The organism is Paenibacillus aquistagni (assembly GCF_900177815.1).
Taxonomy (GTDB): Bacteria; Bacillota; Bacilli; order Paenibacillales; family Paenibacillaceae; genus Paenibacillus_B; species Paenibacillus_B aquistagni.
The window spans coordinates 1-23,944 of record NZ_FXAZ01000003.1 but is presented as its reverse complement, the minus strand read 5'-3'; the positions used below and the strand labels follow the sequence as shown (position 1 = coordinate 23,944).

At 46.4% G+C, this 23,944-nt stretch carries 20 protein-coding genes and 1 rRNA gene; 9 read left to right on the top strand and 12 right to left on the bottom strand.

All coding sequences use genetic code 11. The features are described from left to right. Positions 1-105 precede the first annotated feature (105 nt). Complete coding sequence (gene yyaC, locus B9Y93_RS11560) at positions 106-693, top strand: spore protease YyaC (protein WP_085494595.1); 588 nt, start codon at positions 106-108, stop codon at positions 691-693. Here the strand turns inward: yyaC and B9Y93_RS11555 are convergent. The 12 genes from B9Y93_RS11555 to rpmH form a co-directional block, all read right to left on the bottom strand. Beyond that, a complete protein-coding gene (locus B9Y93_RS11555; RefSeq protein ID WP_085494594.1) occupies positions 690-1,205 on the bottom strand; it encodes a DUF4446 family protein in 516 nt (171 codons plus the stop codon). The two genes, yyaC and B9Y93_RS11555, sit on opposite strands and share 4 nt — an antisense overlap. 28 nt (positions 1,206-1,233) lie before the next feature. Continuing rightward, entirely contained in the window at positions 1,234-2,370 is a 1,137-nt protein-coding gene (locus tag B9Y93_RS11550) for an aminotransferase class V-fold PLP-dependent enzyme (RefSeq protein ID WP_085495085.1), read from the bottom strand. Positions 2,371-2,534: 164 nt separating this feature from the next. After that, positions 2,535-3,383, bottom strand: a complete 849-nt coding sequence (locus B9Y93_RS11545; protein ID WP_085494593.1) for a ParB/RepB/Spo0J family partition protein — start codon at positions 3,381-3,383, stop codon at positions 2,535-2,537. Beyond that, positions 3,376-4,137, bottom strand: a complete 762-nt coding sequence (locus tag B9Y93_RS11540) for a ParA family protein (RefSeq protein ID WP_085494592.1) — start codon at positions 4,135-4,137, stop codon at positions 3,376-3,378. Before B9Y93_RS11540 ends, B9Y93_RS11545 begins: the two co-directional genes overlap by 8 nt. 391 nt (positions 4,138-4,528) lie before the next feature. Then, a complete protein-coding gene (gene noc / locus B9Y93_RS11535; protein ID WP_085494591.1) occupies positions 4,529-5,347 on the bottom strand; it encodes a nucleoid occlusion protein in 819 nt (272 codons plus the stop codon). Positions 5,348-6,301: 954 nt separating this feature from the next. Next, positions 6,302-7,024: a 16S rRNA (guanine(527)-N(7))-methyltransferase RsmG gene (rsmG, locus tag B9Y93_RS11525; protein ID WP_085494589.1), complete on the bottom strand. Its 723-nt coding sequence runs from the start codon at positions 7,022-7,024 to the stop codon at positions 6,302-6,304. A 99-nt stretch (positions 7,025-7,123) separates the two neighbouring features. Further along, positions 7,124-9,046: a tRNA uridine-5-carboxymethylaminomethyl(34) synthesis enzyme MnmG gene (gene mnmG / locus B9Y93_RS11520; protein ID WP_085494588.1), complete on the bottom strand. Its 1,923-nt coding sequence runs from the start codon at positions 9,044-9,046 to the stop codon at positions 7,124-7,126. 154 nt (positions 9,047-9,200) lie between these two features. Continuing rightward, entirely contained in the window at positions 9,201-10,583 is a 1,383-nt protein-coding gene (mnmE, locus tag B9Y93_RS11515; protein ID WP_085494587.1) for a tRNA uridine-5-carboxymethylaminomethyl(34) synthesis GTPase MnmE, read from the bottom strand. 101 nt (positions 10,584-10,684) lie between these two features. Further along, entirely contained in the window at positions 10,685-11,440 is a 756-nt protein-coding gene (gene jag, locus B9Y93_RS11510; RefSeq protein ID WP_085494586.1) for an RNA-binding cell elongation regulator Jag/EloR, read from the bottom strand. Beyond that, complete coding sequence (locus B9Y93_RS11505; protein WP_240967984.1) at positions 11,437-12,207, bottom strand: YidC/Oxa1 family membrane protein insertase; 771 nt, start codon at positions 12,205-12,207, stop codon at positions 11,437-11,439. The genes jag and B9Y93_RS11505 overlap by 4 nt, the downstream gene beginning before the upstream one ends. A 91-nt stretch (positions 12,208-12,298) precedes the next feature. Continuing rightward, the gene (gene rnpA / locus B9Y93_RS11500; protein WP_085494585.1) at positions 12,299-12,655 is read right to left on the bottom strand and encodes a ribonuclease P protein component; all 357 of its coding nucleotides are present in this window, start codon (positions 12,653-12,655) and stop codon (positions 12,299-12,301) included. 136 nt (positions 12,656-12,791) lie between these two features. Beyond that, positions 12,792-12,926 (bottom strand): 50S ribosomal protein L34, encoded by a 135-nt coding sequence (gene rpmH / locus B9Y93_RS11495; RefSeq protein ID WP_085494584.1) that lies wholly within the window; start codon positions 12,924-12,926, stop codon positions 12,792-12,794. 966 nt (positions 12,927-13,892) lie between these two features. Here rpmH and dnaA point away from each other — a divergent pair. The 8 genes from dnaA to B9Y93_RS11460 all read left to right on the top strand — a co-directional run. Next, positions 13,893-15,248, top strand: coding sequence for a chromosomal replication initiator protein DnaA (gene dnaA / locus B9Y93_RS11490; protein WP_085494583.1), 1,356 nt, complete (start codon positions 13,893-13,895; stop codon positions 15,246-15,248). Between the two features lie 181 nt (positions 15,249-15,429). Further along, a complete protein-coding gene (gene dnaN, locus B9Y93_RS11485; RefSeq protein WP_085494582.1) occupies positions 15,430-16,572 on the top strand; it encodes a DNA polymerase III subunit beta in 1,143 nt (380 codons plus the stop codon). 40 nt (positions 16,573-16,612) lie between these two features. Then, a complete protein-coding gene (gene yaaA / locus B9Y93_RS24560) occupies positions 16,613-16,834 on the top strand; it encodes a S4 domain-containing protein YaaA (RefSeq protein WP_170936484.1) in 222 nt (73 codons plus the stop codon). A gap of 3 nt (positions 16,835-16,837) precedes the next feature. After that, positions 16,838-17,950: a DNA replication/repair protein RecF gene (gene recF, locus B9Y93_RS11480; protein WP_176228909.1), complete on the top strand. Its 1,113-nt coding sequence runs from the start codon at positions 16,838-16,840 to the stop codon at positions 17,948-17,950. Between the two features lie 11 nt (positions 17,951-17,961). Beyond that, complete coding sequence (gene remB / locus B9Y93_RS11475; RefSeq protein WP_085494581.1) at positions 17,962-18,219, top strand: extracellular matrix regulator RemB; 258 nt, start codon at positions 17,962-17,964, stop codon at positions 18,217-18,219. 29 nt (positions 18,220-18,248) lie between these two features. Beyond that, complete coding sequence (gyrB, locus tag B9Y93_RS11470; RefSeq protein WP_085494580.1) at positions 18,249-20,165, top strand: DNA topoisomerase (ATP-hydrolyzing) subunit B; 1,917 nt, start codon at positions 18,249-18,251, stop codon at positions 20,163-20,165. A gap of 497 nt (positions 20,166-20,662) precedes the next feature. Then, the gene (gene gyrA, locus B9Y93_RS11465) at positions 20,663-23,170 is read left to right on the top strand and encodes a DNA gyrase subunit A (protein WP_085494579.1); all 2,508 of its coding nucleotides are present in this window, start codon (positions 20,663-20,665) and stop codon (positions 23,168-23,170) included. A 581-nt stretch (positions 23,171-23,751) separates the two neighbouring features. Continuing rightward, positions 23,752-23,944: ribosomal RNA gene (locus B9Y93_RS11460) — 16S ribosomal RNA — on the top strand; the annotation flags it as partial.

Genomic DNA, 23,944 nt, shown 5'->3' with positions numbered 1-23,944 from the left:
TCTACTGCTAGATTAAGAGCAGCTAGCAGATTCGCATAACGTATAAATCTAGTCCTAAATTCATATACTAAATAGTACCAAAATATCGAAACGGAGGCTTCGCTCATGCTGTCATTCCCATTATTTCGACCTTCTCCTGATCCTAACCCTGTGCCAGCAAAAATAGCACATGACCATCCCGATGCAGAGCTCATGATCATGAAGGCCTTAAGCGATCATCTGCAGCTGTGCAAGTCTGATGCACCGATTACCGTCGTCTGCATCGGGACGGATCGTTCAACAGGAGATTGTTTGGGGCCGCTCGTTGGCACACGCTTGGCTAGGTATAACAGCAATGAGTATATCACACTTGGAACCCTTCATCAGCCTGTACACGCGATGAACCTCCAAGATACATTGCATGAGCTGAAGCACAATTACCCAGCATCATTTACCATTGCCATCGATGCCTGCTTAGGACAAAGCAGCAGTGTCGGCCATATCCAGATTCAAGCCGGTCCTGTTCACCCTGGTGCCGGCGTAAACAAACAATTGCCCCCGGTCGGCGATATGCATATTACAGGCATCGTCAACATCGGAGGCTTTATGGAGTACTTTGTATTACAGAACACGCGCCTTCATCTCGTCATGAGCATGGCGGATAAGATTGCAGAATGTTTGCATACGGCCCTTACGCAGCCGCGCTTATCTTAATCTTCCTTTGGAAGGTGGGCCTCCACCTTGGAGATGGCAGTCTCCAATGAACGTTGTTCCTCTGGAGACAGTGTATATTGGGATTGCCCCTTCTCTACCGGCTTGGCATAAACATACGTATGCTCGCGCCCATGAATTCCTGTCAGGACGATGCCGTTGTAATCATCATTAATGAGTGCGAGGGAAAAGCTTAAGTTGTTGCCATATTCCCCAAACGCATTATAGCGCTCTATCCCAAGATGAGCCGCATGCTCATGCACGCGAGCCAGCACTTGTTTCATCTGCTTGGCTTGCTTCTCCTGCTCCACATGCATGGATTCAACCTCTAGATTCATCTGCATAAGCAGCTCCTCCAGATTAGCAACCCCCGTCCCATTCATCATGTCATCATACCTTCGTCGCATCTTGCGAAGCTTCACACCTTGTACCATTACAATAATGAATAAAAGTACCGTTAAACCTGCTGTGCCAACAATAAGCAATGGCAACCATTCTTTGACCAGTTCATTCATCGAAGTCAATCTCCTGCTTCCAAATAAGTTAACCTTTTTTGCATAGGTGCTCGACAGCCTCTAATGCATAATTAATATGCTCGCTTGTCGTATTCCAGCCAACACTGAAGCGAACCGCCCCTTCATTCAGCGTCCCCGCTGTCTGGTGGGCTAATGGCGAGCAGTGGTAGCCTGCCCTGACCGCAATGCCATATTCACGATCCAGGCGAAAGGCACATGCAGCTGCGTCCATTTCCTCTACAGTAATAGATACAATTCCTGTTCTTGCTTGACCGATATCAGGTCCCAACCATTGGACCCCAGTCATGGCATCAAAGCCTTGCAGCAATTGCTGTGTCAGCGTCCATTCCTTAGTATAAATGTTCTCGACCGTTTCATGCAGAAGGAATCTGACGCCAGCTTCCAACCCCGCAATTCCGACCGTGTTGGGTGTTCCCGCCTCATATCGATCAGGCCGTGTTATAGGATGCTGGACGGAATCCGAATGGCTGCCCGTTCCACCTTGCATCAGCGGCCGCAGCTCAATGTCAGGATGAATATACAATCCCCCTGTTCCTGTTGGGCCGAGCAGCCCCTTGTGACCAGGAAAAGCCAGCATGTCAATCCCCATCTGTTCCACATCAAGCGGCAGATAGCCTGCGGATTGCGCGGCGTCCACCAGGATTTTTGCCCCTTTGTCATGCGCGAGCATGGCGATTTCTGCTATAGGCAGAATCGAACCAAGCACATTGGAGCTGTGATTGCAGACGACAAGCTTCGTTTTTGCAGTCCATGCTGCTTCTAATTGGTTTAGGTCCATTTCACCTGAAGGAAGGGTATCGATATAGGTGACATTAATTCCCTTCTCCTGCTTCAGCCATTCCAAAGGACGACTGACGGAATTGTGTTCAACCGATGTGGCGATCACATGATCACCAAATTCTAGATACCCGTGCAATGCGGTATTCAACGCCATCGTCGTATTTAACATAAAAGCGATATCCATCGGATTACGCACATGAAGCAACTCAGCTATAGCCATGCGGGCTTTCATTAATCGCTTGCCCGCCCGAGAGGCCATCATATGTCCTCCGCGTCCAGGATTGGCGCCTTCCTCTCTCATGGCCTTCTCCATCGCCACCAAGACTTGCTCCGGCTTGGGCCAAGAGGTGGCCGCATGGTCCATATAGAGTATCGGATGTTCACTCTTCACCACTATACCTCCTTAAAGGCCGCCAAAGGTTAAATTTCTGATACAAAATACGCGTTAAATACAAAGACAGCACACTTAGTTTAATCCCTCTGTGCTCGGATCACAACTAAGTATGCTTTACGGTAGAAATCATGCTTTTATTTGGAAGTAAACGATTGCAGCATCTCCAATAACCGCTCCAAATCATCCTTGCTAAAGTAGGAAATTTCAATTTTCCCTTTATTTTTTGATGATTTGATTTTTACTGTGGTTCGGAATGTCTCTCTTAAGTTTTCTTCCAGCTGCTCTATATAGGGATCTTTGCTTATTATCTTTTTCTTATCCTTATTTTTACGATTCATCTGTTGAATCGCTTCTTCCAACTGGCGAACACTCCACTCTTGATCAATGGTAGACTTCGCCAACTGCTTAACAACCTGAGGATCTTTAATACCCGCTATCGCACGTGCATGTCCCATGGATAGTGTTCCACGTGAAACATACTCCTTCACCTCTTCAGGAAGCTGAAGTAAACGCAGGAAGTTGGCAATGTGTGAACGGGATTTGCCTACCTTAACGGACAGCTCCTCTTGCGTCAATGATAACTGATCCATCAACCCCTGATAGGCTTGGGCGAGCTCAATTGCATTGAGATTCTCCCGTTGAAGATTCTCAATTAATGCGATCTCCATCGCTTGATCATCCGTAAAGGGACGTACAACAGCTGGAATGGTATCCAGTCCCAGCAGCTGTGATGCGCGATATCTTCGTTCACCTGCAATAATTTCATAGCCCTTCAGTACAGAACGTACAATAATCGGTTGAATCACACCATGCTGTTTGATGGACTCGGCTAATTCCTGTATAGAAGGTTCATCAAAATTTTTTCTCGGCTGATAAGGGTTTGGTCTCAGCTGCTTCAAAGGTACCTCGATCACCTTATCGTCCTCCTGCACTGACAATGATGGAATAAGTGCATCCAATCCTCGACCTAAACGCTTACTCATAAGTAACCACTTCCTTGGCAAGTTCCAGGTACACCTCGGCACCTTTAGATTTAGGGTCATACGTCATAATCGATTGACCATGGGATGGCGCTTCACTTAATCGAATATTGCGCGGAATAATGGTCTGATACACTTTCTGCTGAAAATACTTTTTCACTTCTTCAATCACTTGAATGCCTAGATTTGTTCTCGCATCTAGCATCGTTAACAGCACACCTTCGATCTGAAGTGCCGTATTCAAATGCTTCTGCACGAGACGTACAGTATTTAATAACTGACTAAGCCCCTCAAGCGCATAATACTCACATTGAATCGGTATGATAACGGAGTGTGCAGCGGTTAACGAGTTGATCGTTAGGATGCCTAAGGAAGGCGGACAGTCGATCAAAATATAATCATACTGCTTCGCTACCAACTGCAGTGATTTCTTCAATCGCACTTCTCTGGAGATCGTTGGGACAAGCTCGATCTCAGCTCCTGCCAGCTGAATCGTAGCAGGGATAATATCTAATCCCTCAATAGCCGTCTTGACAATGGCCTCCTGAGGGTGAACGTCATTAATAATGACATCATAGATGCAGTTTGCTACATCTGCTTTATTAATTCCGACGCCGCTTGTTGTATTGCCTTGCGGGTCAATATCCACCAACAGCACCCGCTTGCCCAGCATTGCCAGGCCTGCACCCAAATTCACAGTCGTTGTTGTCTTCCCAACGCCGCCTTTTTGGTTGGTAATGGCAATAATCTTAGCCATTCTCCTCACCCCATGCCCTTTCTTCTCGTCCATCTCAGATGCTCGCCCTGCAGCCATGCATGACTTGTCATGCTGCGATACACATTTAGACGTACATCCCTATCATGCGACTCATTCCTCGACCAACTGCTAACAAACATGATCCATACAATAGCTTGTCTTCATCATAAACCATTATCTCAATCTTATGGAGTAATTGCCCCATAGGAGTTACGATATCCTGCAGATCGCTTCAATCTCAACTTCTTTCGAAGCGATCATCTTGATAACTGGGGATATTCAATTAAGCCTAGCTTTCATTTGTCAGCAAAAAAGCGGCTGTTCTAGCCGCTAATAGCTCGAATCTTAAACATTCTAACAGCGCTGCCGAGCTCTTATGCATCTCTATGATTTAACGCTTAGGAATGCGTATGACGATCTCATAATGATCTTCATGATCATGCTCATCTGTCTTGATATCCATTCCTGAGCCAGATACCATATCGATCGATTGGCGAATCGTATTCAAGGCTAAGCGAACATCCTTAGAATACGAAATACGCTTCGGCTTTTTTGATTTGTTCTTTAATTGTTTATAAAAAGCAACTCTCGCCTCGGTTTGCTTCACGTTCAATTCCTTCTCCATAATCTCATGAAGAAGCTTAAGCTGTAGCTCTTCTGAATCCAAACCTAACAATGCACGAGCATGACGCTCAGATATCTTCCGTTCCATGAGCGCTTGCTTGACTGGATCAGGGAGCTGAAGCAAACGTATCTTATTGGCAATGGTAGATTGGCTCTTTCCAAGCCGCTGCGCAAGACTTTCTTGTGTCAGCTCATGAAGATCAATGAGCTTCTGATAGGCATAGGCCTCTTCAACAGAAGTTAGTCCTTCACGCTGCAAATTCTCAATCAAGGCTATAGAAGCCGCTTGAGAATCATTGATATCGCGAATAATCCCAGGAATGGTCTCATAACCGAGCTTCTTCACCGCACGATACCGGCGTTCACCAGCAATGATCTCATAATGGCCGTCACGCTGACGTACAACGATAGGCTGAATCACCCCATGCGTCTTAATCGTCTGAGCAAGCTCATCAATACGATCATCATCGAATACAGTTCGCGGTTGATAAGGGCTCATTACGATCTCATCCACAGGGAGCTGCTTGACCTCATCCACAGAGGAACGTTCCGCAAAGCCAAATAACCGAGATAATTGTTCTTTCATAGGATAGTCATACCACCTAACTTCATAATAATGCCAGGCAAGTCCATTACGCGGTCAATGGTAACTTCGACGGTAGAACCTTTATTAGACTGACATTGGCTGGATCTGAGCTTGCCGTCCCTGCACTCCCTCTCTCATGCAAACAGCGGAGCCTTTCTAGCTGCTCAGTCAGCGCCTACACCTTATGACGACAATACATGCACTATCTGTATGTATTCTCCAATCAAAGTCTGTTTTCCTGCCAAATATGTTGACCGTTCATGGAAAATCTTCCTTATGTTCATACGAATCGACATCGTCTGCGTTTCATCCATATCCTACATGATCAATGATCAGCCAGCATCACACGCTATCCGTTCATTAACACCTTAACCACAACCCTATTGAAATTCAACATTTTCCATCTCTTCCAGTCCAAAAGCCACATTTCAATAAGCTTCATAAATGAAGATCTCAATAAGGGAAGCAAGTTGGAAGGCATCTCATTCCTAATTGCTCACCGATCTCGTTATGTCCCAATTCCAATCGGGTCCACCCTTCCCAATGTCAAGCCATACGACTTCCTCAGCATCATCCCGTTCTCGCCTGTTCTGACAACCATCCCGCTTAACATGATGGATTTATTTCCGACTCTATCAAAGGTATTATTCGTGCATCTGAGGAGCAGTACACTTTGTTTCACGTGGAACAAACATGGCGTCAACTCCTCTATTATCGTACCACAAATCATAGAGCGTGTAATGTGAATTCACAGCCGTTTACTGTTATTGATCATATAAACATATCCATTTCATTTTACATATTTGGTAAATATTATTTTGGTGCACTTGTATTCAAATACTGTCTGTTTCGCTCTGCTACTCGCACTTCCCTTTTCCTAAATTATGCGGGCAAGAAAAAATCCCACCGCGCTGTAGAACGCAGTGGGAGGCACTGATGCACAATACGAAAGACCTAGATGATTGGCGACTTCAACGGCGTTCCAGCCTTGCGGGGATACGCCTTTGGAGTCGGGCCTTTCTTCTTCACAATAACGATATGCCGTTCTGATTGCTCAATGGGAAGCTTAAGCTCATGCTCTTCTTGCAAACTTGCTTGCAGAACCTGCATGCTCTTGGCTGCTTCCTTGATCTCGTCTGAAGGATTCGCGCCCTTCATTGCAGCAAACCATCCATCCTTACGAACAAACGGCAAGCAGAACTCATTCAGCACATTCAATCTCGCAACAGCTCTTGCGGTTACAAGATCATAATGATCCCGATGCTCTGGCTTACGAGCAGCCTCTTCAGCCCGCGCATGAAGACAAGTTACCGACTCCAAGCCAAGCTCCTGTACAAGATGCTGAAGAAATTGAATGCGTTTATTCAAGGAGTCGACAATCGTCAGCTCCAGTTGTGGAAACATAATCTTTAGTGGGATACCGGGAAAGCCCGCTCCTGAACCAATATCGGCCATAGATCGTACGCCAACCATATCGACATAGAAGGAAAGCGTCAAAGAATCATAAAAATGCTTCTCATAGACAGCTCCGCGCTCTGTTATGCCGGTAAGGTTCATACGCTCATTCCAATCCGCCAGGATATCCACATACTGATCGAACTGCTTAAACTGCTGCTCAGTAACTTCAAGCCCGTGAGGCTTCAGCCACTCGGCAAATTGCTGTTGAATAGGATCCATACGTACCTTCCTGTCCTTAAGCTTGTCAGGGCCATCCTAGAACGCCGCAATCACCATTTGGGATGGTCCCCTTTTATTACAGTTATCCCTTACACATACTTATTGAGTTTGCCCTTGCCCTGCATCCATCTCTGCCTGGCGCTTTGCAGTTACACGGTTATAGTGCTCCAGATACACAAGCAGAATCGAGATATCCGCAGGCGTTACGCCAGAGATCCGAGAGGCCTGGCCAATGGAGATCGGACGAATAGTCGACAGCTTCTGCTTGGCTTCCGAAGCAATGCCATGGATCTCTTCATATACGATGTCATCCGGAATCTTCTTGCTCTCCATCTTCTGCAGGCGTTCCACCTGCGCCAGTTGCTTCTCAATATAACCGGAGTATTTCACTTGGATCTCGACTTGCTCCTTCATTTCCTGATCAAGCGGCAGCGTGGATGGGAACAAGCCTTCAATTTGAGCGTAGGTTACCTCAGGACGTCTTAACAGCGTGACCGCGTCACAGCCGTTTGTAAGCGGCGCAGAGCCCACTTCAGCCAGCATGGCTTGTACGGCTTCATCCGGCTTCACTTTGGTTGCCTTGAGGCGCTCCAGCTCTTGAGCGACAAGATCAATCTTCGCCTGGAACGCAGCATAACGCTCCTCGCTAATCAGCCCAATCTCATAACCGAGCGGCGTCAAGCGAAGATCCGCGTTGTCATGGCGAAGCAATAAGCGATATTCTGCTCGAGAAGTGAGCAGGCGATAAGGCTCATTCGTCCCTTTGGTTACCAGATCATCAATCAGAACGCCAATATAACCCTGCGAGCGATTCAAGATAACGGGCTCCTTGCCCTGTACCTTTCTAGCCGCATTAATCCCTGCCATCAAGCCTTGGCCAGCAGCTTCCTCATAACCAGAGGTCCCGTTAATCTGCCCAGCCGTGAACAAGCCCTCGACCTTTTTGGTTTCCAAAGAAGGCCACAGCTCCGTAGGCACAATGGCATCATATTCGATCGCATAGCCGGTACGCATCATCTCTACCTTTTCTAAGCCAGGGATCGTTCTTAGCATCGACAGCTGCACATCTTCAGGCATACTGGTCGATAAGCCTTGTACATAATATTCCTTCGTGTTCTTGCCCTCTGGCTCAAGGAAGATCTGATGCTTCGGCTTATCGGCAAAGCGTACGATCTTATCCTCAATTGAAGGACAGTATCTTGGACCTGTCCCTTCAATGACCCCTGAGAACATAGGCGCACGATGCAGATTGTCATTAATGATGTGATGGGTATCTGCAGATGTGTAGGTTAGCCAGCAAGGCAGCTGCTCGTTATCCGAACTCTTCGTCTCATAAGAGAAAAACTTTGGCTGCTCGTCACCGGGCTGAATTTCCGTTTTGGAAAAATCAATGGTTTCCCCATGCACACGAGGCGGTGTACCTGTCTTAAAGCGCACCATCTCAAGTCCAAGCGACTTCATGCTGTCAGACAGCTTCAAAGAAGGCTGCTGATTGTTAGGGCCGCTCGAATACATCAGCTCACCCATAATAATTTTGCCGCGCAAATACGTACCGGTGGTGACCACAACGGCCTTCGACATATACTGGGCGCCGCTCTGTGTCTCTACCCCTACACATTTGCTGTCTTCCACGAGGAGCTCTTCGACCATGCCTTGACGCATGGTCAGATGCTTGGTCATCTCGATCGTTTCCTTCATGGTCTGTTGATACAAAAATTTATCGGCTTGTGCGCGCAGCGCATGAACAGCAGGGCCCTTGCCTGTATTCAGCATACGCATCTGAATGAAGGTCTTGTCAATATTACGCCCCATCTCTCCGCCGAGCGCATCAATTTCTCGAACAACATGGCCCTTGGCTGGACCACCGATGGATGGGTTACATGGCATAAATGCAACCATATCCAGATTGATCGTGATCAACAGCGTTTCTACGCCCATGCGCGCAGAAGCAAGTGCAGCTTCAACCCCTGCATGACCCGCTCCAATCACGATAACATCATAATGCCCTGCAACATATGGCATGACATTCCCTCCTTTATGCAGCTAACCTATCAGACGTCAAGGCATTCCTGCCTCTAGACGCTATGATCAGCTTATTTTATCCAAAGTAATGAAAGCGGTCGAGAAGGTCAAAGCAATCAAGGAATACCTTCTACCTCCACCTTCTCACCCGCCGTTATTTGCCTAAGCAGAATTGGGAGAAGATCTGATCAATCAATGAATCCCCTACCGAGTCTCCAATGATCTCCCCTAGCTCTTCCCACGCCGAACGAACATCGATCTGGATGATATCGATCGGGATGCCCATTTCCGTAGCTTGAACCGCTTCTGTCAAAGATTGCTTCGCCTTATGAAGAAGACCAATATGTCTCACATTGCTGACATAAGTCGCATCTTGAGACTCAATCTTGCCGGTGAAGAACAGATCGGATATCGCCTGCTCCAGCGCATCGACGCCTTCTTGCAGCATGGCAGACATCTTCACGACGCGAATCGTTCCTGCCTGCTCCAGCGCTTCCAGCTCCGAGAGATCCAAATGGTTTGGCAAATCCATTTTATTCACAATGACAATCACTTGTCTACCATGAATCTGCTGAAGCCACTCCCGCTCATCGTCATGCAGGGGTTCATGATGGTTCACCACAAACAGCACAAGATCAGCCTCCTGAAGCGCACTACGTGAGCGTTCAACCCCAATCTTCTCTACAAGATCTGTCGTCTCGCGTATACCGGCCGTGTCCAATAGACGCAGGGGGATGCCGTTGATCGTAATCATTTCCTCAATGACATCACGCGTTGTACCCGGGATATCCGTGACAATGGCCTTGTTGTCCTGCGCCAGCGCATTAAGCAAGGAGGACTTCCCTACATTGGGGCGGCCAACAATCGCGGTGACAATGCCTTCTCGCAATATCTTGCCCTCAGAGGCTGTCTTCAATAAACGATCAATGGATGAGATTACTGTACCACACTGCGCTTGAATGTATTGGTTTGTCAATTCCTCAACATCATGCTCAGGATAATCAATATTCACTTCGATGTGAGCGAGCGTCTCAATTAAAGTATGACGAAGATCCTTGATTCTAGTAGACAACTGGCCTTGGGCCTGCTTCATGGCTACATCGAAGGCGCGGTCTGACTTGGAGCGAATAAGATCCATTACCGCTTCCGCTTGCGACAGATCAATCCGTCCATTTAAAAAGGCACGCTTCGTAAATTCCCCAGGCTCAGCTGTTCTGACATTCTGCTTCAAGATCAGCTCCATCACGCGTCGAATCGATACCACGCCGCCGTGGGTGTTAATCTCCACTACATCCTCTGTCGTGTATGAACGCGGAGCGCGCATGACCGACACCATAACCTCCTCAATACGCTCGTTCGTATCTGGATCGACGATATGGCCATAGTGAATCGTATGAGACGCCGCATCGGCAAGCTTTATCTTAGCACGAAAGAGGCGGTCCACTTCTTGAATCGCTTCATCACCGCTTACTCGAATAATCGCGATACCGCCCTCACCTAGCGGTGTGGATATCGCAGCAATTGTATCTGTTATCACCTTGCTCCCCCCTATCACTAGAAAAAAAGCAATGATTACGCCTTGTTAAAGGGCAATCATTGCATACATGACAAACAATCGTGTCAAACGATAACGATTCATTATGATTTCAATGAAATAACGATGCGACGGTTCGGTTCTTCACCTTTGCTATACGTCTTGATCTTGGCATGATCCTGAAGCTTGGCATGGATAATCTTGCGCTCCTGCGGAGGCATCGGCTCAAGCATGACTTCCTTGCGTGTGCGAATCGCTTTGTTGGCAAGACGCTCTGCTAGAGCTTCAAGCGTCTCTTTTCTGCGAGCACGGAAGTCCTCGGCATCCAAGGTGATGCGCAGATGCTGATCCGAATAACGATTGGCAACCAGATTCGTCAAGTATTGCAGTGAATCCAGCGTCTGCCCTCTGCGGCCAATGATGAGCCCTAGATCGGAGCCCGCGATATCAAACAACAGGTGATCCTTACGCTTGTCCACCGTAATTTCAATATGAAGTCCCATGGACTCCGCTACGTCATAGACGAACTTCTTCGCCTCTTCCACTCCTTGTTCCTTGGAAAGGGCTTTGGCATTAGACGAATGAGCGGTTTCCTCGCCTTGCTCATCCACCGACACGGCAACATGATTTGAACTTGCATCAGAAGACTGACTTGGTGCCTCAACAGGCACAGCCGCTGGCTTGGTCGTAATCCGGGTAAGTTCGACCTTGGCTGGTCGAACACCAAATAACCCAAACAAACCACGTGATGGCTGCTCCAGAACTTGAACCGTAACTTGGTCCTTGGTCGTTTGGAGCTCTGTCAATCCCTTCTGAACGGCTTCCTCGATTGTCTTCCCTGATACAATCAATGTGTTCATTTCGCCGGTTTGACCTCCTTATCCTTGTTGCGGTAAAGGAAATAGTTCTGTACGATCGTGAAGATATTGCTGTACACCCAGTAAAGCGGCAATGCAGACGGGAAGCTGATCGACATAACGAAGATCAGTACCGGGAACACGAGCAGCATGAACTGCATCGAGGACTGCATTTGAGAAGACATCATTCTAGATTGAATAAATGTTGTTAAGGCCGCAATAACCGGCAATATATAATACGGGTCCTTCTCTCCAAGTTGAAGCCACAAGAACTGATGACCACCGATATCAGAGTTCAAATAAATAGCATTGTACAATGCTATAAAGACTGGCATTTGAATCAACATCGGGAAACAGCCTGCCATCGGATTCACGTTGTGCTGCTGGAACAGCTTCATCGTTTCTTCCTGCTGCTTTTGTGGATTATCTTTATACTTCTTTTTCAGCTCCATCAATTGAGGCTGAATTTTTTGCATTTCCTTCGAACTTCTCATCTGCTTAATCGTAAGCGGAAGAATAGCCGAACGAACAATAATGGTTAGCATCAGAATAGCAAGACCATACTCCCCTTTAAACCATCCTGCAAACGTATCCAGCACTAATGAGAAATAATAGACAACATTAGACTCCCAGAAGTTCCCCTCTTTGAGCATGTCCGTCGTCATGGACCCTTGCGCTGCGCGGGTACATCCGGTTAACACCATAACAAATACAACGGCAAGAACCGTTAAGAGCAATTTTCGGTTCGAAAGCAACTTCTTAAGCGACAATAGCAAAACTCCTCTCTAACCATCCGATTCCAATGTAAATATATCATATAAACGGTTTCAAAGGAAACGGTCCACAGCATGACTTTGGACATCATTTCACCGTATTGTCTTTTTTGTAGACAGAGGCCTTTCTGCATACATGCAGCACGCTCTTTCTGAGCTGGTCATAATCCATTTCGGTTGCGCCTTTGCGCACGATGAAGACCAAATCCACATGACTGATAATATGGTCGCTTTCCTGGCGCATTATTTCCTTTATTAAGCGCCTCATTCGATTGCGCACAACCGCATTGCCGATTTTTTTGCTTGCAGAGATCCCGACGCGGAATTGCTCCACCTCAGGTCTAGAAAACACATACAAAACAAGCTGATGATTAGCCCATGAACGGCCATGACGGTATACACGGGAAAAATCCCTGCGATCCTTTAGACGGTATTGTTTCTGCACAGTCGTATTCCTACCTCTTATTCGACTTAGTGCTGGATCATGATTAGCATCATTCTCCAAGTATGCACCTCAACCCAAGCAATTAAACGTGTATAAAGAAAAAAAGACCACCGCGGTGGTCTCGCTTCAGCACAACTTAAGCACTCAATACTTTTCTGCCTTTTTGACGACGAGCAGCCAACACCTTACGGCCGTTCTTTGTGCTCATACGCGCACGGAAACCATGAACTTTCTTACGCTTGCTTACATTTGGTTTAAATGTTGGTTTCATGATTAATTGCACCTCCTCATGCGGGATATTAAAAATAATCCGGCATATTTGCACGGTTTATATTTCTGCGCAAAATTCCTTTATACATTTAAACAGATACCCTATTAAAAGTCAATGTTGCAGTTACCATAAATGGTTTCCAGTTGAAAATAAAGCTTACCCAGCCTGTCTTTTTTAAGAATCGCACGGAACCAAGCATGCCTGACATGCCGAAAAGACGCTTCCTCCCTCTTTTATGAAAATAATAACTGCGCTGCTTTCAGTTTTAATCCATCCCTATCTTATGATGGACACCGAGCGCTGATGATCAAGCCCTTCGCCTTGTGCATAGTCTCCAATCTGAATTCATAAACTATCCACAACCATTTTTCTCAAAATATTTAACCTGTACACAGCTACATTTTCAGTAGAAGTTATTCACATGTGCAGAACTTTTCGTTTTTTCCCCGATTCCATTCCGACAGCTGTGTATAACATTCGACAGCATTTTTCCCCACCGCACAAGGCAGGCACAATTTATAAACAATATCTTGTGGTGGTAATAATTTTTATACACAAGGTATTGAATGTGTGGATAAAATTTGCACTGTCGTTGAAATATAAGGGCTCATCTGCTATGATAATATTGTTTTTCGGATGTGAATAATTGTTTTCCACAGTTAAGTTATCAACAATCTGTGGATAAGGTTGTGAACAAGTTATCCATAGCCTGATATTATCGCTCTTAATTATGTTGTTATTGTGGATAACCTTTTGTCCTCAATACGTTATATTTCGACATGCTTCAGGCATGTCCATCAGCATAGACCCCGACAAAGCGCCCTGTCGTTTAGAGGGCTTTCTTAATCTTTAGAGAGCCCCTCTTGCGCCATTTGTCGGGGAGCTTGTCCTTTTCAGGCGAGTTGTATTCTTAAAGCGTGCGTCAGTTAGCGACGGCGCAACAGGTTTGAAGGAGTGAAACCATCTGTGGATCGCCAATTACAAGAACGTTGGCAGGAAGTGCTGACCGTCATCCAAACAAAGCTCAGCAAGCCGAGCTTTGACACCTGGTTTAAAGCCACAAAGACGGTCAAGTATACTGACACCCAAATTTTAATAACTGCTCCGACCACATTTGCTGTCGAATGGCTGGAGAGCCGCTATACGAAGCTCGTCAGTTCTACCATCTTCGAGATGACGGGAAAACAGGTGGAAGTTAAGTTTATTATCGAGGAGGCGGCACAAGCTGAACCCGAAGAGGTTCAACCGCAAACACCTCCGCCTCGTGCTGCCCTGCAGGAAGAGCCGGTGTCGAATATTTTGAATCCGAAGTATACCTTTGACACCTTTGTCATCGGATCGAACAACCGCTTTGCCCATGCGGCATCGCTTGCTGTCGCCGAAGCGCCGGCCAAAGCCTATAATCCGCTGTTTCTCTATGGGGGCGTAGGTCTTGGCAAGACGCACTTGATGCATGCAATCGGACATTATATTCTTGAGCACAATCCGAAGAGCCGTGTCGTCTACACGACCTCGGAGAAGTTCATGAATGAATTTATCAATGCCATTCGCGATAACCGCGGGGAGAGCTTCCGCAATAAGTACCGCAATATCGACATTCTTTTGATTGACGATATTCAATTCCTGGCAGGGAAGGAATCCACGCAAGAGGAATTTTTCCATACGTTTAATGCCCTGCATAATGACAATAAGCAGATTGTCATCTCTAGTGATCGTCCGCCTAAAGAGATCGAAACGCTCGAAGAACGACTTCGCTCTAGGTTTGAATGGGGACTGATCACCGATATCCAGCCACCAGATCTAGAGACGCGAATCGCGATTTTGAGAAAGAAAGCCAAAGCCGACAACCTCGATATTCCGAACGAAGCCATGGTGTATATTGCGAATCAGATCAATACGAACATCCGTGAGCTTGAAGGCGCGCTTACCCGCGTTGTTGCCTATTCAACGATGACCAATCAGGATATTACGACCCATCTAACGGCAGAAGCGCTGAAGGATATCATTCCAACAGGCCGTCCGAAGATGATCACCATTCAGGATATCCAGCAGCGCGTAGGGGAATATTATGGATTGCGCATGGAGGACTTCAAAGCCCGCAAGCGCACGAAGGCCATTGCTTTTCCAAGACAAATTGCGATGTATCTCTCACGGGAAATGACGGATTATTCCTTGCCTAAGATCGGAGAGGCCTTTGGCGGTCGAGATCATACGACTGTTATTCACGCACACGAGAAGATCACCCAGAACCTGACGCATGATCAGGAGTTGTATAAAGTCGTTCAGAATCTCATCGAGAAAATTAAAAATCCGACACTGTGAACAATTCAAAGAGCCTATACACAATTTATACACATGTGAATAGGCTCTATCTTATGTGTGCTGAAGGCAGTTATCCACAGTATCAAGAGGCCCTACTATTACTACTATATTAAAAAGATTAATAAGTTCATCTTATAAATAGACAGCAAGAACTATTTCTTCTCGCATAAGGAGTGGAACTATGAAGTTATCAATTCTGAAAAATGAGCTAAACGAAGCGATACAGAACGTATCCAGAGCAATTTCCAGCCGAACCACGATTCCTATTTTGACAGGGATCAAAGTAGACGTTACTTTCCAAGGCGTCACATTGACAGCTAGCGACACCGATATTTCCATCCAAAGCTTTATTCCGATCGAAGATGATCGACAAACGATTGTTCAGGTAGAACGCCCAGGAAGCGTCGTCTTGCCTGCAAAATTCTTTGTGGAGATTATCAAGAAGCTCCCTTCCCAACACATTGAGATTGAAATGCAGGATCAATTCCAAACACTGCTTCGCGCAGGTTCTGCCGAGATTCAAATGGTCGGCCTTGATCCAGAAGAATATCCTGTGCTGCCAAGCATTGAAGAAGAGCAGGTATTCAGTGTAAATGGCGATCTGCTGAAGACCATGATCAAGCAGACCGTATTTGCCATTTCAACAAACGAAACAACACCAATTCTTACCGGGGTGCTGTGGAATCTCCAAGATGGCGAACTCAAATTCGTTGCAACCGACCGCCATCGTTTGGCAAGCCGCGCTGCTCATATTGAAGTGGACACAGAGCTTCGTTTCCACAACATTGTCATTTCCGGCAAAACAATGAATGAGCTCAGCAAAATCATTCCGGATCAAAATACGATGGTCGATATCGTTGTTGCGGACAACCAAGTGCTCTTCAAGATTGATCATGTTCTGTTCTATTCGCGTATTTTGGACGGAACCTATCCCGATACTTCTAGAATTATTCCGAATCAGTACAAAACAGAACTCGTTTTGGACACAAAAAAATTAACGGAAGCAATTGACCGCGCTTATTTGCTGTCCCGTGAGGAAAAAACCAATATTGTTCGTCTGCAAACAAAAGAGGATGGAACCATTGAGATTTCCTCAAGCTCCACAGAACTCGGCCGTGTAACCGAGCAGCTGGAGGTAAAACAATTCAACGGAGAGGCGCTGCGCATTGCCTTCAACTCCAAATACATGCTTGATGTGCTGAAGGTCATCGAATGTGAACATATTTTCCTTGGCTTTACAGGCGCAATGAGCCCGATTATTTTCAAATCCACAGAGAACGTGAATAGTTTGCATCTCATTTTGCCATACCGGACAACGACTTAATATTGTCGGCGGTTAGGCAGGATCGGCAGGAGGAACAACCATGAACGAAGTAGGCATTAAGACAGAATACATTACGCTTGGGCAGATGCTTAAGCTCGCAAGCTGCGCATCAACAGGCGGCCATGCCAAAGTGCTGCTAGAAGAAGGCGCGGTACAAGTTAACGGTGAGACGGAGCAGCGAAGAGGACGCAAGCTGTATCCGGGAGACAAGGTTCAGGTTAAGGACTGCGGAGCGTTCGTCATTGCCTCGCAGGAGGCGTAGCGGGTGTTTATCCGATCGTTATCGCTGAAGTCGTATCGGAATTATGAGGAGTTAACGCTTGACACCAATTACAATGTCAATCTGTTTGTCGGCCGCAATGCCCAAGGCAAGACCAATCTTCTAGAGGCCATACTTGTGCTTGCCTTGACCAAGTCCCATCGCACGTCAAAGGACAAGGAGTTGATTGGCTGGGAGGCAGATCATGCGCAGCTAAAGGCTATGGTTGACCGTAAATACGGCCCATGCCAGCTTGAGCTGAACATTTCCAAACAAGGCAAAAAAGCGAAGCTCAATGGCCTTGAACAAAAAAAGCTGAGTGATTTTGTTGGTGCGCTGAACGTCGTCATGTTTGCTCCTGAGGATCTTGAGATTGTAAAGGGCGGGCCAAGCATTAGGCGGCGTTTTCTTGACATGGAGATTGGACAGGTGCAGCCAAGCTATCTGTATCATTTGCAGCAGTATCAGAAGGTGCTGAACCAGCGCAATAACTTTTTGAAGCAAATGTGGAATGATCGAGGATCGAAGCAAAATGGGATGCTGGAGATCTGGAATCAACAGCTTGTTGAACATGGTGTTAAAATTGTAAAGAAACGGAAACAATATTTAAAGAAACTGCAAGTATGGGCTGAGCAGATTCATGCTGGAATTACCGATGGACTTGAGAAGCTCGTGATCGGTTACATGCCTTCGTTCGGCGGCCAGGAAGAGGATGAAGCTGTTTTATTTGAGCAATTTATGATAAAGTTAACCCAAATGCATGATCAAGAGCTGCGCCGTGGCATGACGCTTGTTGGTCCTCATCGGGATGATTTGACCTTTTTTATAAATGACAAGGAAGTGCAGACGTATGGCTCGCAAGGCCAGCAGCGAACGACAGCCTTGTCCCTTAAGCTTGCGGAAATCGAGCTGATCCATGAGGAGATCGGCGAATACCCCGTGCTGCTGCTCGATGATGTGCTGTCTGAGCTGGACAGCTACCGTCAGACGCAGCTTATTGAGACGTTTCAGGAAAAGGTGCAGACCTTTATAACGACGACCGGCATTGAAAGCATCCATACCAACAAGCTGCAGGGTGCGAATATTTGTCATGTGGATAGCGGACAAGTGAAGGGTTAGGAGTGGGTGCGATGTATATTCACCTAGGTGGAGAAAAGGTAATCCGATCTTCGGAATTGGTGGCGATCTTTGATATCTCAATTGAGAAGTCATCGAAGCTGTCCAAGCAATTTGTAGCACACTCCCACAAAATCAAAAATGTTGAGACGATCGGTGAGGAAGAAGCCAAGTCCATCGTGGTGACGAAGGGCAAGGTTTATTATTCCCCGATATCTTCAACGACGCTGAAGAAGCGTTCGCATCATTTACCACGTATGGACGAAGCATGATTTAGAATGAATGAGAAGTGGGTGATGGGATGTCCTTGAATCATCAAACATACGATGAGAATCAGATACAGGTGCTGGAAGGGCTGGAGGCGGTTCGCAAACGTCCAGGGATGTACATTGGCTCTACCAGCAGCAAAGGTCTTCACCATCTCGTATGGGAAGTTGTTGATAATAGTATAGACGAAGCCCTTGCTGGATATTGTAATCGTATTGAGATTACCGTTCATGAAGACAACAGTGTCTCTGTTATCGATAATGGGCGCGGGATTCCAGTCGGGATTCAAGAGAAGATGCAGCGTCCAGCTGTAGAGGTCGTTATGACCGTTCTTCACGCTGGCGGTAAGTTCGGCGGCGAAGGATATAAAGTATCAGGCGGTCTTCACGGGGTAGGGGTATCCGTCGTGAATGCCTTGTCCGATTCCTTGATTGTAACGGTCAAACGTGATGGGTACATTCATCAGCAGGAGTACCATCGTGGCGTGCCGCAGTATGATCTTAAGATTATAGGCGAGACGGAGGAGACCGGAACGACGATTACATTTAGACCGGATAGCGAAGTATTTACGGAGACGCTGGTGTACGAGTACGACATCCTAGCTTCTCGCGTGCGCGAGCTGGCCTTCTTGAATCGTGGAATCGAGATGGTTCTGACGGACGAGCGTTCTCATAATCCGCAGTCACATACGTTTAAGTATGATGGCGGGATTATTGAATTCGTTGAATATTTGAATCGCAATCGCGATGTTGTGCATGAGCCGCCGATCTTCGTCGAAGGCGCCAAGGACAATATCACTTGCGAGATTGCTTTGCAGTATAACGATAGCTATACAGATCACATCTATTCGTTCGCAAACAATATTCATACCCATGAGGGCGGAACGCATGAATCCGGCTTTAAGAGTGCGCTGACTCGAATTATTAACGATTATGCACGCAAGATGGGCTTGATGAAGGAAAGCGACGCTAATCTGACCGGTGATGATGTTCGGGAAGGCTTGACGACGATTATTTCGGTTAAAATTCCAGAGCCGCAGTTTGAAGGCCAAACCAAGACTAAGCTTGGCAACAGCGAAGTTCGTGGTATCGTGGAATCGATGTTTGCGGAGAAGTTCATGCAGTTCTTGAATGAGAACCCGACTATTTCCAAGAAGATCATTGAAAAGGGAACACAAGCGGCTCGTGCCAGAGAAGCGGCCAAGCGTGCGCGCGAGTTAACTCGCCGTAAGAGCGCGCTCGAAGTATCCTCTTTGCCAGGGAAGCTTGCGGACTGTTCCTCCAAGGACCCATCCATCAGCGAGCTGTATATCGTTGAGGGTGACTCCGCTGGTGGTTCTGCGAAGCAGGGCCGCGACCGTCATTTCCAAGCGATTCTGCCGCTGCGCGGTAAGATTCTGAACGTGGAGAAATCGCGATTGGACAAGGTGTTGTCTAATGCTGAGATTCGCAATATCATTACAGCGCTTGGTACGGGGATTGGGGAAGACTTTGACTTGTCCAAGGCTCGTTACCACAAGATCGTCATCATGACCGATGCCGATGTCGATGGCGCTCATATTCGCACACTGCTTCTGACGTTCTTCTATCGCTATATGAGAAAGATCGTAGAAGCGGGTTATATCTATATCGCGCAGCCTCCGCTCTTTAAGATAGAGCGCAACAAGGTTGTCCGCTATGCAGATTCCGAGAAGATGAAGGATGAGATCATGGCCGAGTGGGGCGAAGGCGTCAAGATCAACGTTCAGCGTTACAAAGGTCTTGGTGAAATGAATGCCACTCAGCTGTGGGAAACGACTATGGATCCAGAAAGCCGTACAATGCTTCAAGTCACGGTTGACGATGCAAAGATGGCGGATGATATTTTTGATACCTTGATGGGGGATCAAGTTGAACCGCGTCGTGACTTCATTATCGAACATTCGAAATTTGTTAAGAATTTGGATATCTAGTTCATTTTCCTAGAGATAGGCAATTGATACCTCAGTCGTAATGACTGGGGTATTTTTGCTCTGTGAAAATGAAGTGATTGGATTTATGCAGTATTCAAATCATTTTCATGGTATAATAGACAGTATATTTCATATAGCTTTAGCAAGGTCGAAGCAGAATTGAATAGGTTTATAGGGCTTGATTTAGGCCTATGTTCACAAGTAGGTTTAATTGTTTCTTATTTGTGAAAGTAATATAATAGATAACAGAATCATGAAGTTTGATCGCGACATGTCATCATGACGACGGTGCTGCTTCCTGAATAGGAGGCATGCCGTTTTTTCGTGCAATTAGACACCCGTGCATGCGGTTGCAGTATCGAGACAGCTGTGGTTAGTTAACGAACAATGCCTATTCAAAAACCTGCTCAGAAGCGATGGATATTGTTGAATTTCCGAACATTTTGTTCGCGGCTTTAAGAACAGATGAACTCGGAATTATTTGAAGGAGGTCCAGCATGGCGGAAGAACAACAATCGCAGATCAAAGACCGCGACATTGGCACCGAGATGCGCGAATCTTTTCTCGATTATGCGATGAGTATTATAGTGAGTCGTGCATTGCCAGATGTAAGGGATGGGTTAAAGCCCGTACACCGCCGTATTCTGTATGCAATGTCCGAACTCGGTATGTCCCCGGACAAGCCTTATAAGAAATCTGCAAGAATCGTGGGTGAGGTTATTGGTAAGTACCATCCACACGGTGATTCTGCGGTGTATGAGACGATGGTCCGTATGGCTCAGGATTTCTCCCTGCGCTACATGCTGGTTGATGGACACGGCAATTTCGGCTCCATAGACGGTGATATGGCAGCGGCAATGCGTTATACGGAAGCTCGTTTATCGAAGATCTCGATGGAGATGCTTCGTGATTTAAATAAAGATACGGTTGACTTTGCGCCTAACTATGATGGTGAAGAGAAGGAACCAGTTGTTTTACCTGCACGTTTTCCGAACCTGCTCGTGAACGGCTTGTCTGGTATCGCCGTAGGGATGGCTACCAATATCCCGCCGCATAATTTATCAGAGGTTATTAATGGGGTACAAGCGCTCATTAAAGACCCTGAGCTTACACCGATTGATCTCATGGAATATATTCATGGTCCTGACTTTCCTACAGCTGGCTTGATCATGGGCCGCGAAGGCATTCGCCAAGCTTATATGACAGGCCGTGGGTCTGTCGTAATGAGAGCCCGTGCGGAGATTGAAGAGAACAACGGCAAAGCGCGCATCGTGGTAAATGAAATTCCATACCAAGTGAACAAAGCGCGTCTGGTTGAGAAGATTGCAGAGCTTGTTCGTGATAAAAAGATCGACGGCATTACAGACCTTCGCGATGAGTCTGACCGTAACGGCATGCGCGTTGTGATTGAGCTGCGTCGTGATGTCACGCCAAGCGTCGTGCTTAACAACCTGTATCGCCATACGCAGATGCAGGTCAACTTCGGCGTGAACATGCTAGCGCTTGTTAATCAAGAACCTCGCGTTCTCAATCTTCGTGATGTTCTTCACTACTACATTGAGCATCAAGTTGAGGTTATTCGCCGTCGCACACAGTTTGAACTTAACAAAGCAGAGGCTCGTGCTCACATTCTAGAAGGCTTGCGAATTGCGCTTGATCATCTGGATGAGATTATTGCGCTTATCCGTTCCTCACGCAATGATGAGGAAGCGCGCAATGGCTTGATAGAGCGCTTTACCCTGTCATTTGAGCAGGCACAAGCCATCCTTGATATGCGTCTTCGCCGCCTCACAGGCTTGGAGCGCGACAAGATCGAAGAAGAGTATAACGAGCTCCTGGCGAAAATTGCGGAATTCAAGGCGATTCTTGCTGATGAGCAGCTTGTTCTTCAGATCGTTCATGACGAGCTTGAAGAGATTAAGCAGAAGTATGGCGACGAGCGCCGTACAGAGATTACGTTTGGCGATGATATCATGGACGAGGATCTTATTCCTCGCGAGGATGTTATCATTACGATTACGCACAGCGGCTATATCAAGCGTCTGCCTGCGACAACCTATCGCAGCCAGAAGCGGGGCGGCCGTGGTGTTGTCGGCATGGGCACGAAAGATGATGACTTTGTGGAGCATTTGTTTGTGACAAACTCCCACCATTATCTGATGTTCTTTACCGACAAGGGCAAGGTGTACCGTATCAAGGCATATGAGATCCCTGATCTTAGCCGTACGGCACGAGGCACGCCAATCATTAACTTGATTCAGATTGAGCAAGGAGAGACCATTAATGCGGTTATTCCGGTCGAGGAATTTGGCGGTGAACAATACTTATTCTTTGCCACAAGACAAGGAATTGTGAAGAAAACCCCACTCATCGACTACAACAATATCCGCAAAGGTGGATTGATTGCGATCAATCTGCGTGAGGATGATGATCTGATTGGAGTCCGTCTTACTGATGGTGAACAAGAGATCATCATGGGGACGAAGAACGGGATGTCGATCCGCTTCTCCGAGCAAGACGTTCGTTCAATGGGACGTTCTGCTACCGGCGTAAAAGGAATTAATCTGGATAATGATGACCGTGTCATTGATATGGACGTTATTGATCCAGCACTAGATGTCTTGATTGTGACGACGAAGGGCTATGGTAAACGTACGCCAACAGAGGAATATCGTTCCCAGACCCGTGGCGGTAAAGGAATCAAGGCCATTAATGTGACAGAGAAAAATGGTCCTCTTGCAGGACTAAAAGTTGTAAGCGACGATGATGACCTTATGGTGATCACCGAATCGGGTACGATTATCCGGACAAGCATCTCGGGCATCTCCCAATTGGGACGTTATGCTCAAGGCGTGAAGATTATTAATATTCGTGATGAAGATGCTGTATCTACGGTTACACGCTGCGGCAAGAATCAGGAGGAAGATCCAATGTTGGAGGCAGAAGGTGCTTCAGAAGAAGGAACCAGCTTGCCTGACACTGATCTTCCGCAAACTGAAGAATAATTCGCATCTCATATAGAAAGAAGGCTGCTAATGTGCAGCCTTCTTTTATTGTATAGGGTTGTATCTCGCTTGAGATCTTCAATAACCTCTTAACTGTGAATCAATGATACATATGGATAAGAGATAAGATCCTTTTCAAGATCATGTGAATTAAAATTAAGTAGTTATAAGTTACATTCATATAGAAAAGAGCTTCTATACTCATTTAATGTATATAGAGGAGAGTGGAGTTAAGTGATGGGCTAATAGAGATGCTTTGGATATTTAAGATGGCCACAAAATGATAAGGAATATGAGCTTTAGGACATATAGAAAATAAGTGTTGCATTACAATCTCTATTTTGTTATACTAAGGTTCCTTCTTTGAAAAGAAGGGGCAAGTGATAAGGACATTTACAAAGAAATAATTAATGTCGTTAAAAAAAGCTTGCATTAAGATTTCAGATATGATATATTAATTAAGTCGCCGCTGATAAGGCGGTTGAGACAAAGCAAAATTGTTCTTTGAAAACTGAACAACGAGTGAAACATTATTGAGAATTAATTTCTCGTCAGCAATACCAATGAGCAAGTCAAACACTTTAATGGAGAGTTTGATCCTGGCTCAGGACGAACGCTGGCGGCGTGCCTAATACATGCAAGTCGAGCGGAGTCTTACACTTTCTTCGGAAAGTGTTTGGCTTAGCGGCGGACGGGTGAGTAACACGTAGGTAACCTGCCCATAAGACTGGGATAACCCACGGAAACGTGAGCTAATACCAGATAGGCATCTTC

What these genes read in the sequence shown, in the direction of transcription:
- jag (WP_085494586.1), bottom strand. Translation starts at nt 11,440, where the DNA reads ATGAACACATTGATTGTATCAGGGAAGACAATCGAGGAAGCCGTTCAG.
- gyrA (WP_085494579.1), top strand. Translation starts at nt 20,663, where the DNA reads ATGGCGGAAGAACAACAATCGCAGATCAAAGACCGCGACATTGGCACC.
- dnaN (WP_085494582.1), top strand. Translation starts at nt 15,430, where the DNA reads ATGAAGTTATCAATTCTGAAAAATGAGCTAAACGAAGCGATACAGAAC.
- B9Y93_RS11540 (WP_085494592.1), bottom strand. Translation starts at nt 4,137, where the DNA reads ATGGCTAAGATTATTGCCATTACCAACCAAAAAGGCGGCGTTGGGAAG.
- rsmG (WP_085494589.1), bottom strand. Translation starts at nt 7,024, where the DNA reads ATGGATCCTATTCAACAGCAATTTGCCGAGTGGCTGAAGCCTCACGGG.
- gyrB (WP_085494580.1), top strand. Translation starts at nt 18,249, where the DNA reads ATGTCCTTGAATCATCAAACATACGATGAGAATCAGATACAGGTGCTG.
- mnmG (WP_085494588.1), bottom strand. Translation starts at nt 9,046, where the DNA reads ATGCCATATGTTGCAGGGCATTATGATGTTATCGTGATTGGAGCGGGT.
- noc (WP_085494591.1), bottom strand. Translation starts at nt 5,347, where the DNA reads ATGAAAGAACAATTATCTCGGTTATTTGGCTTTGCGGAACGTTCCTCT.
- B9Y93_RS11550 (WP_085495085.1), bottom strand. Translation starts at nt 2,370, where the DNA reads ATGGACCATGCGGCCACCTCTTGGCCCAAGCCGGAGCAAGTCTTGGTG.
- yyaC (WP_085494595.1), top strand. Translation starts at nt 106, where the DNA reads ATGCTGTCATTCCCATTATTTCGACCTTCTCCTGATCCTAACCCTGTG.
- B9Y93_RS11555 (WP_085494594.1), bottom strand. Translation starts at nt 1,205, where the DNA reads ATGAATGAACTGGTCAAAGAATGGTTGCCATTGCTTATTGTTGGCACA.
- rpmH (WP_085494584.1), bottom strand. Translation starts at nt 12,926, where the DNA reads ATGAAACCAACATTTAAACCAAATGTAAGCAAGCGTAAGAAAGTTCAT.
- yaaA (WP_170936484.1), top strand. Translation starts at nt 16,613, where the DNA reads ATGAACGAAGTAGGCATTAAGACAGAATACATTACGCTTGGGCAGATG.
- B9Y93_RS11545 (WP_085494593.1), bottom strand. Translation starts at nt 3,383, where the DNA reads ATGAGTAAGCGTTTAGGTCGAGGATTGGATGCACTTATTCCATCATTG.
- remB (WP_085494581.1), top strand. Translation starts at nt 17,962, where the DNA reads ATGTATATTCACCTAGGTGGAGAAAAGGTAATCCGATCTTCGGAATTG.